General features: G+C 68.0%; 8 protein-coding genes. 3 read left to right on the top strand and 5 right to left on the bottom strand.

The features are described from left to right. The 4 genes from ACFWPJ_RS21365 to ACFWPJ_RS21350 form a co-directional block, all read right to left on the bottom strand. The coding region (locus tag ACFWPJ_RS21365) for a helix-turn-helix domain-containing protein (protein WP_378853909.1) at window positions 1–175 on the bottom strand (175 nt) is incomplete at its 3' end. Between the two features lie 179 nt (window positions 176–354). Then, window positions 355–1,260 carry a biphenyl-2,3-diol 1,2-dioxygenase gene (gene bphC, locus ACFWPJ_RS21360; protein WP_378853907.1) on the bottom strand — a complete coding sequence of 302 codons (906 nt, stop codon included), beginning with the start codon at window positions 1,258–1,260 and terminating at the stop codon, window positions 355–357. Between the two features lie 26 nt (window positions 1,261–1,286). Then, a complete protein-coding gene (locus tag ACFWPJ_RS21355; RefSeq protein WP_378853905.1) occupies window positions 1,287–2,465 on the bottom strand; it encodes an acyl-CoA dehydrogenase family protein in 1,179 nt (392 codons plus the stop codon). Between the two features lie 34 nt (window positions 2,466–2,499). Beyond that, on the bottom strand, window positions 2,500–3,675 hold the full coding sequence (locus ACFWPJ_RS21350) for a Rieske 2Fe-2S domain-containing protein (protein WP_378853903.1): 1,176 nt from the start codon (window positions 3,673–3,675) through the stop codon (window positions 2,500–2,502). A 205-nt stretch (window positions 3,676–3,880) separates the two neighbouring features. Between ACFWPJ_RS21350 and ACFWPJ_RS21345 the strand changes: the two genes are divergently transcribed. From ACFWPJ_RS21345 to map, 3 genes are all read left to right on the top strand, one after another. Further along, window positions 3,881–4,477, top strand: coding sequence for a hypothetical protein (locus ACFWPJ_RS21345; protein WP_378853901.1), 597 nt, complete (start codon window positions 3,881–3,883; stop codon window positions 4,475–4,477). A gap of 99 nt (window positions 4,478–4,576) precedes the next feature. Beyond that, window positions 4,577–5,386, top strand: a complete 810-nt coding sequence (locus ACFWPJ_RS21340) for a mycofactocin-coupled SDR family oxidoreductase (RefSeq protein WP_378853899.1) — start codon at window positions 4,577–4,579, stop codon at window positions 5,384–5,386. A 65-nt stretch (window positions 5,387–5,451) separates the two neighbouring features. Further along, window positions 5,452–6,219, top strand: coding sequence for a type I methionyl aminopeptidase (gene map / locus ACFWPJ_RS21335; protein ID WP_378853897.1), 768 nt, complete (start codon window positions 5,452–5,454; stop codon window positions 6,217–6,219). A gap of 18 nt (window positions 6,220–6,237) precedes the next feature. Here the strand turns inward: map and ACFWPJ_RS21330 are convergent, their stop codons facing one another. After that, complete coding sequence (locus ACFWPJ_RS21330; RefSeq protein WP_378853895.1) at window positions 6,238–6,501, bottom strand: helix-turn-helix domain-containing protein; 264 nt, start codon at window positions 6,499–6,501, stop codon at window positions 6,238–6,240. Window positions 6,502–6,556 lie beyond the last annotated feature (55 nt).

Here is a 6,556-nt window from a genome sequence, read left to right as displayed (position 1 = left end):
TATACACCTCTCTTTTCGTGGGCAGGGTCTGTTGTTTATAAGAGACTGGGGGTAGGCCGGTCCGGCGCACGATCTGGGCGAGGGTGAGCCTGCCCGGGCCGTCGAAGGCGTCGAGCAGCAGGGACGCGCGATCGAGGATCGCGCTGGGGGTGGTGGCTTCGGCCTGGATGACCATGGGGCGCTCCAATTCGGATCTACGAGCTGATGCCCTTCGCATATTTCGATTAGGCATATGCCTATTGATACCATGCCGTGTGTCTGTTGTCACATGAATCTTGAATCTGTGTGCAACGACGACAGCCCCCGTGCCGAGCGGAGTGCTCGGCACGGGGGCCGTCGAAGGGCTGTGCGGGGTTACATGGCAGCCAGCGGCTCGCTGCCGGACCAGTCGTGACCCCAGTAGCTGTCGGCGGTGATTTCCTCAGCGCTGTAGTAGGTCTCGTCGACCTTCATGCCCTCGGTGCCGAACTCGATGTCCCAGCCGCCGGGCGCGCGCACGTAGAACGACACCATCTTGTCGTTGGTGTGCCTGCCCAGCGTCGAGGACACCGAGAAACCGTCCCTGGTGACGCGGTCGAGCGCCTGGCCGACGGCGTCGAGGGTGTCGACCTCCACCATGATGTGCACCAGGCCGGGCGCGCCACCGTGCGGCGCGGGGCACAGCGCGAGGCTGTGGTGGCGCTCGTTGACGCCGAGGAAGCGCACCCGCATCGGACCGAACTCCGGCGGCGCCGGGATACGGAACGCGCCGCGCGGCAGGAACCCGAGCACCTCGGTGTAGAAGCCGAACGCGCCGTTGGGGTCCATGGTCGGCAGCACGACATGGCCAAGGCCCTGCGCGCCGGTGACGAACTTCGCGCCGAACGGCGTCACCACGGGGCTGTGGTCGAGCACCGCGCCGTGGAAGATCTCGAGCGTCGCGCCGGTCGGATCATGGAAGGTGATGACCTCCTCGACCCGGCGCGCGTCGGCCTCCTCGACCGAGAGCGGCTTGACCGCGATGCCGGCCGCCGTGACGGCCTCCTGCACGCGGACCAGGGCCGCGTGGTCGCGTACCTCCCAGCCGATGGTCACGACGGCGTCGGTGTCACCCGGCACGACGGTGATGCGCGCGGCGCGCTCGTCCATCCGCAGGTACAGCGCGTTCTCGTCGGGCCCGCTGCCCTCGGCGAAGCCGAGCACGTCGAACGCGAAGGTGCGCCACCGGTCCATGTCGGCGGTCTGGATCTTGACGTAGCCGAGGCCTTTGATGTCTGTCATTTCCGTTGTCCTTCTTGGTATTCGGGTCAGATCATCGAGCGGAGGTTGTCCGCGGGCTCGAGACCGAGGGAGCTGATGGCAGAGGCGTGGTAGACCGTGCTCGGCACGTGGATGGCGTGCGCGAGGCCGACGTGGGCATCGCGCCAGTAGCGCTGCAGCGGCTTGTCCACCCGCATCGCGTTGCCGCCGGAACGGGCGAAGATCTGGTCCACGGCCGTCACCGCGCGCCAGGCCGCGCGGACCTGGGTGCGCCGGACCGCGGCCCGCTCGGCGAAGCTGATCTCCTGGCCCTTGTCGACCGCGTCGAAGATCTTGTCGGCGTTCGACAGCAGTTCCTGGCGGGCGGCATTGATGTCGGCGGCGGCCTCGCCGATGGCGAACAGCACGTACGGGTCATCCTTGACGGCGGTGCCCTGGGCGCCGACCCGGTCGCGCTGGTAGTCCAGGTGCGCGGCCAGCGCGCCCTCGGCGATGCCGACCACCGCGGAGCTGATGCCCAGCGGGAACATCGTCGACCACGGCATCTTGTAGAGCGTCTCGGTGACGCCGTACTCCTTCTGCGCGGTGCCGTCGATGACGTGGTCGCCGTTCATCACCCGGTAGTCGGGCACGAAGGCGTCCTTGACGATGATGTCCTTGGAGCCGGTGCCCTTGAGGCCGACCACATTCCAGGAGTCCTCGACGATGGTGTAGTCCTGGCGCGGCAGGATCATGTGCAGCATCGTCGGCGGCATGGCCATGGAGCCATCGGGGTTGCCGAGCATGGCGCCGAGGAAGATCCAGTCGCAGTGATCGGTGCCGGAGCTGAACTGCCAGCGGCCGTTGAAGATGTAGCCGCCGTCGACCGGGCGGGCGATACCGGTCGGCGCGTACGGCGAGGCCATCCAGGTGTCGTGGTCGTCGGCCCACACCTCGTCCTGCACCTTCGGATCGGCGAAGGCCAGCTGCCACGGGTGCACGCCGACGATGCCGGCGATCCAGCCACTGGCCGGATCCAGCGCCGCGGTGGCCATCACCGTCTCGGCGAACTCGCGCGGATGCGCCTCGTACCCGCTGTACTTCTTGGGCTGCAGCAGGCGGATCGGGCCCGCCGACTTCAGCAGCTGCGCCGTGGCGTCGGGCAACTGCCCGAGCCGCTCGGCCTCCGGGGCCTGATCGCGCAGCTGGTCCGCGATCGCGGCGATGTTGTCGAGAACCTTGGTCATCGCAGGTGGTGCTTTCTGTTCGGGGTGATGAATGTCAGGACATGGTGTTGATGACGGCGCCGCGGGCGATGTTGTCGGCCACCTCGGCCTCCCAGCTGGTCACCGCGCGCTCGGTGTCGATCTCGAACTCGAACCGCGTGGTCATGTCGTCGGTGACGTCCTCGACGTCGACGTAGAACTGCTTGTACCAGCGTCGCAGCTGATAGACCGGTCCGTCTTCCTCCGAGAGCAGCGGGTTGTCGATCGGCGCCTTGTTCTTCCAGATCGCCACGTCCTGCTCGAAGCCGTACTCGACGCCCTGCGCGAACTGGGCGGCCATCGCGTTCGCGTCATCGTCGGACATGCCCTGCGGCTTCTTGACCATCGCGCCGTACTGCAACACGAACGAGTTCTCGCTGACGGGGTAGTGGCAGTTGATCAGCACCGTCTCGATCGTCATGCCATTGGCCTCGCTCCAGAGCCAGTCGATCATGTACGACGGGCCGAAATACGAGGCGTCCGAACGCAAGGTGGAGTTCGGGTCGTCGTAGCTGGTGCCGACCTCGATGTCGTGACGCGGCGTCGAGCGCATGTACTGGGTGGCGACCTGACCCTCGAAGACGTTCTTGAAGTAGCGCGGGAACGCGTAGTGCACGTAGAAGAAGTGCGCCATATCCACGACGTTGTCGACGATCTCGCGGCAGTGCGAGCCCTCGATCAGCATCGAGTTCCAGGTCCAGTCGGTCCACTCGTCGGTGCCGTAGCCCTCGATCTCGGGGATGGTCACCTCGTCGGTGGGCTTGCTGCCCTGCGGGTCGTGCCAGACATAGAGCTGGCCGTTGCGCTCGAGGGTCGGCCACGAGCGGGTCTTGGCCAGCGGGGGCACCCGGCGGGCGTAAGGGATGGCCGTGCACTTGCCGTTGCCGCCCCAGCGCCAGTCGTGGAACGGGCAGGCGATCGAGTCACCCTTGATGGTGCCCTGCGCCAGGTTGCCGCCCATATGGCGGCAGAATCCGTCGAGCACGTGCAGCGTGCCGTCGGATTCGGACTGGAACACCACCAGGGTGGTGCCGAAAGCCTTCACCTCGTGCGGCTTGCCATCGCGGAACGACGAGAGCAGGCCGAGGCAGTGCCAGCCGCGCGCGAAGCGGGTCGGCGCGGCAGCGGCCTCGATCTGGCGATAGTCGGCGGTGGCGTCCAGTGATCGGCCGTTCGGCGGGTTCTCCGGCATCGAAACCTCCATGTATCGGACGGAGTGGGGATGAGCTGTGCTGATCGTCACGCCGCGAGGGGGTCGTCGGGCTGCCGTGTTCCCGGTCAGCGGACATGTTTTCGGCGCGGACGGCCGGTGTCCCGAACAGCGGGAGAGGAACCGATCACAGCCCGCGCGCGGCCATAGCGTGACGGAACCTGCAGGCAGGACGAGAGGAATGATCATGGGTAACGTCGCGGTGGTTCTGGAGACCGATGCCATCCGGTCGTTCGCCGAGGCGGCGCGCTCCCACAATCCGGCCTACCGGCTCGCCGACCGGCCGGTGGTCCCGCCGACCTTCCTGCCCGCCGACGGATTCGGCGCCGTGGCGGGCGAACGGGTGGAGACCGATCACCGGTTCTTCGGCCCGCCGCCGCGCGCGGGAGACCAGCTGACGGCGATCCGCTCGATCGCGGGCGACCCGGTGGACAAGCCCGCTGTCACGGCCGCGGAGTCGCTGACCCGCTACTTCGACCGCACCGGCGGCCTCGTCGCCGAATCATGGGCCGCCGCCGGACCCGTGGCAGGCGAACCGGCCTCGCCGCAGGCCGCCGCGCTGCTGGCCACCTATGCCACCGACTGGCTCGGCGCGGAGAACATCCGCCGTTTTCGCACCAGGGTCGTGCGTCCGCTGCCGCCCGGCGATGTCATGACCTGCTCGGGGCATGTCACGCAAAGCTATGTGCAGGACGGTGAATCGCGCGTCGACGTCACCCTGGCCGGCGCCGATGCCGCGGGCGAGGTCGTCGTCCGGGCGTGGGCGACCTTCGCTCGCGACTGACCTACCTGGACTCCGGCCAATCCGCCGATTCCGCACCGCGAGACGCCAGGCAATGGTGTGGTGTTCATAGTGCACATCGACGTTCGGAGGTAGTAGGACATGACGCGACGCTACGAGGGCAAGGTCGCCTTCATCACCGGCGCGGCCCGAGGTCAGGGCCGGGCCGAGGCGGTTCGCTTCGCGGAGGAAGGCGCTGACATCATCGCGATCGACGTCTGCGCGGACTTCGCCAGCACCAGCTACGCGGGCGCCACCGAAGCGGACCTGGCCGAGACCGTTCGCCTCGTCGAAGCGGCCGGGGGCAAGATCGCCGCGAGCAAGGTCGACGTCCGCGATTTCGCCGCGCTCTCGGCGGCGCTGGCGGCCGGGATCGAGCAGTTCGGGAGGCTCGACGTCGTCGTCGCGAACGCCGGTATCTGTTCGGCCGCGATGTCGTGGGAGATCACCGCCGAGCAGTGGCAGGAGACGGTCGATGTCAACCTGACCGGCGTCTTCCATACCGCGAAAGCCGCGATTCCGCACCTGATCGAGCAGGGTGAGGGCGGCGCGATGGTGTTCATCAGCTCGGTGGCCGGGCTCAAGGGCATTCCGTTCACGGGCCACTATGTCGCCACCAAGCACGCCATCACCGGCCTGGCCAAGACGATGGCCAACGAACTCGGTGAGCACAAGATCCGGGTCAACACCGTGCACCCGGCCGGTGTGGCCACCGGCATGCAGATGGCGGAGATGGGCCCGCTGTTCGAGAAGCACGCGGCCACCCTGTCGCCGATCTTCATGAACGCGCTGCCCACCTACCTCACCGAGCCCGAGGAGATCGCCGCCGCGGTGGCGTGGCTGTGTTCGGACGAGGCCGGACAGGTCACCGGCGCGCAGATCCCGGTGGACATGGGCAACCTGAACCGCTGAACGCTCGATTGGTATTTTTATACCGCCACCATTAGGCTGGTATGAAAATACCAACTGGAGGCGTGATGGTGGAGCTGAAGTCACCCGCGGAGATCGAGCGGATGCGGGTGACCGGCCGGTTCGTGGCCGATGTGCTGGCAGGCGTGCACGCGAAGGCTGCCGTCGGCGTGAACCTGCTCGAGCTGGAAATGTATGTGCGGGAACGGATCCGCGAGCGCGGCGCGGTGTCGTGCTACTGGGACTACGCGCCCTCGTTCGGTCGCGGGCCGTTCCGCAACACCGTGTGCCTTGCGGTCAACGACGCTGTGCTGCACGGACTTCCGCACGACTATGTCCTGTGTGACGGCGATGTGCTCACCGCCGACCTGGCCGTCTCCATCGACGGCTGGGCCGCCGACTCCGCGGTGACCACCATCGTCGGCGCGCCGGACCCGGCCGATCAGCGGCTGGTCCAGGCCACCGAAGAAGCACTCGCCGCCGGGATCGCGGCCGCGCGGCCCGGCAACCACATCGGTGACATCTCCGCCGCCATCGCGGCGGTCGCGCACGACTACGGCTATCCGGTCAACACCGAGTTCGGTGGTCACGGCATCGGCCGGACCATGCACGAGGATCCGCACGTGGCCAACGCGGGCAGGGCCGGTCGTGGCTTCCGCTTGCGTCCCGGACTCACCGTGGCGATCGAGCCGTGGTTCGCGGCGGGCACCGCGAAGGTCGTGACCGATGCCGACGGGTGGACGATTCGCTCCGCCGACGGATCACGGTGCGCGCACAGCGAACACACGATCGCGGTCACCGCCGACGGGCCGAGCATTCTCACGCTCCGCGACTGAGCCGAAAACCCGGGCGGGTCAGGCGGATTCGGCGACCTGCTCGGCGCGATAGACCTCGGCGAGCTCGGTCAGTGGGAGCGACAGCGCCTCCGCGAGGCCGACGACGGTGCCGAAGGCGGGGGAGGGCAGGCGGCCGGATTCGATCTTGCGCAGCGTCTCCGGGGAGATGCCCGCCGCGTGGGCGACCTCGGTGAGGTCACGCTCGCCGCGCGCGGAGCGCAGGCGGCGGCCGAGGCGACGGCCTGCTTCGACCTGGGCCGGGCTGAGGGGGAGACGCACCATGGCCCCGAGCGTAGGTGGGGTATTTAAATACCGCAACCCGCGGACGGGCCGGTGA

The sequence above is a fragment of the Nocardia sp. NPDC058497 genome (genome assembly GCF_042720195.1).
Taxonomy (GTDB): Bacteria; Actinomycetota; Actinomycetes; order Mycobacteriales; family Mycobacteriaceae; genus Nocardia.
This window is presented reverse-complemented; position numbering and strand designations above follow the sequence as displayed.

Excerpts from the sequence above, each read along its gene's own strand:
- ACFWPJ_RS21355 (WP_378853905.1), bottom strand. The coding sequence starts at position 2,465 with ATGACCAAGGTTCTCGACAACATCGCCGCGATCGCGGACCAGCTGCGC.
- bphC (WP_378853907.1), bottom strand. The coding sequence starts at position 1,260 with ATGACAGACATCAAAGGCCTCGGCTACGTCAAGATCCAGACCGCCGAC.
- ACFWPJ_RS21345 (WP_378853901.1), top strand. The coding sequence starts at position 3,881 with ATGGGTAACGTCGCGGTGGTTCTGGAGACCGATGCCATCCGGTCGTTC.
- ACFWPJ_RS21330 (WP_378853895.1), bottom strand. The coding sequence starts at position 6,501 with ATGGTGCGTCTCCCCCTCAGCCCGGCCCAGGTCGAAGCAGGCCGTCGC.
- map (WP_378853897.1), top strand. The coding sequence starts at position 5,452 with ATGGTGGAGCTGAAGTCACCCGCGGAGATCGAGCGGATGCGGGTGACC.
- ACFWPJ_RS21350 (WP_378853903.1), bottom strand. The coding sequence starts at position 3,675 with ATGCCGGAGAACCCGCCGAACGGCCGATCACTGGACGCCACCGCCGAC.
- ACFWPJ_RS21340 (WP_378853899.1), top strand. The coding sequence starts at position 4,577 with ATGACGCGACGCTACGAGGGCAAGGTCGCCTTCATCACCGGCGCGGCC.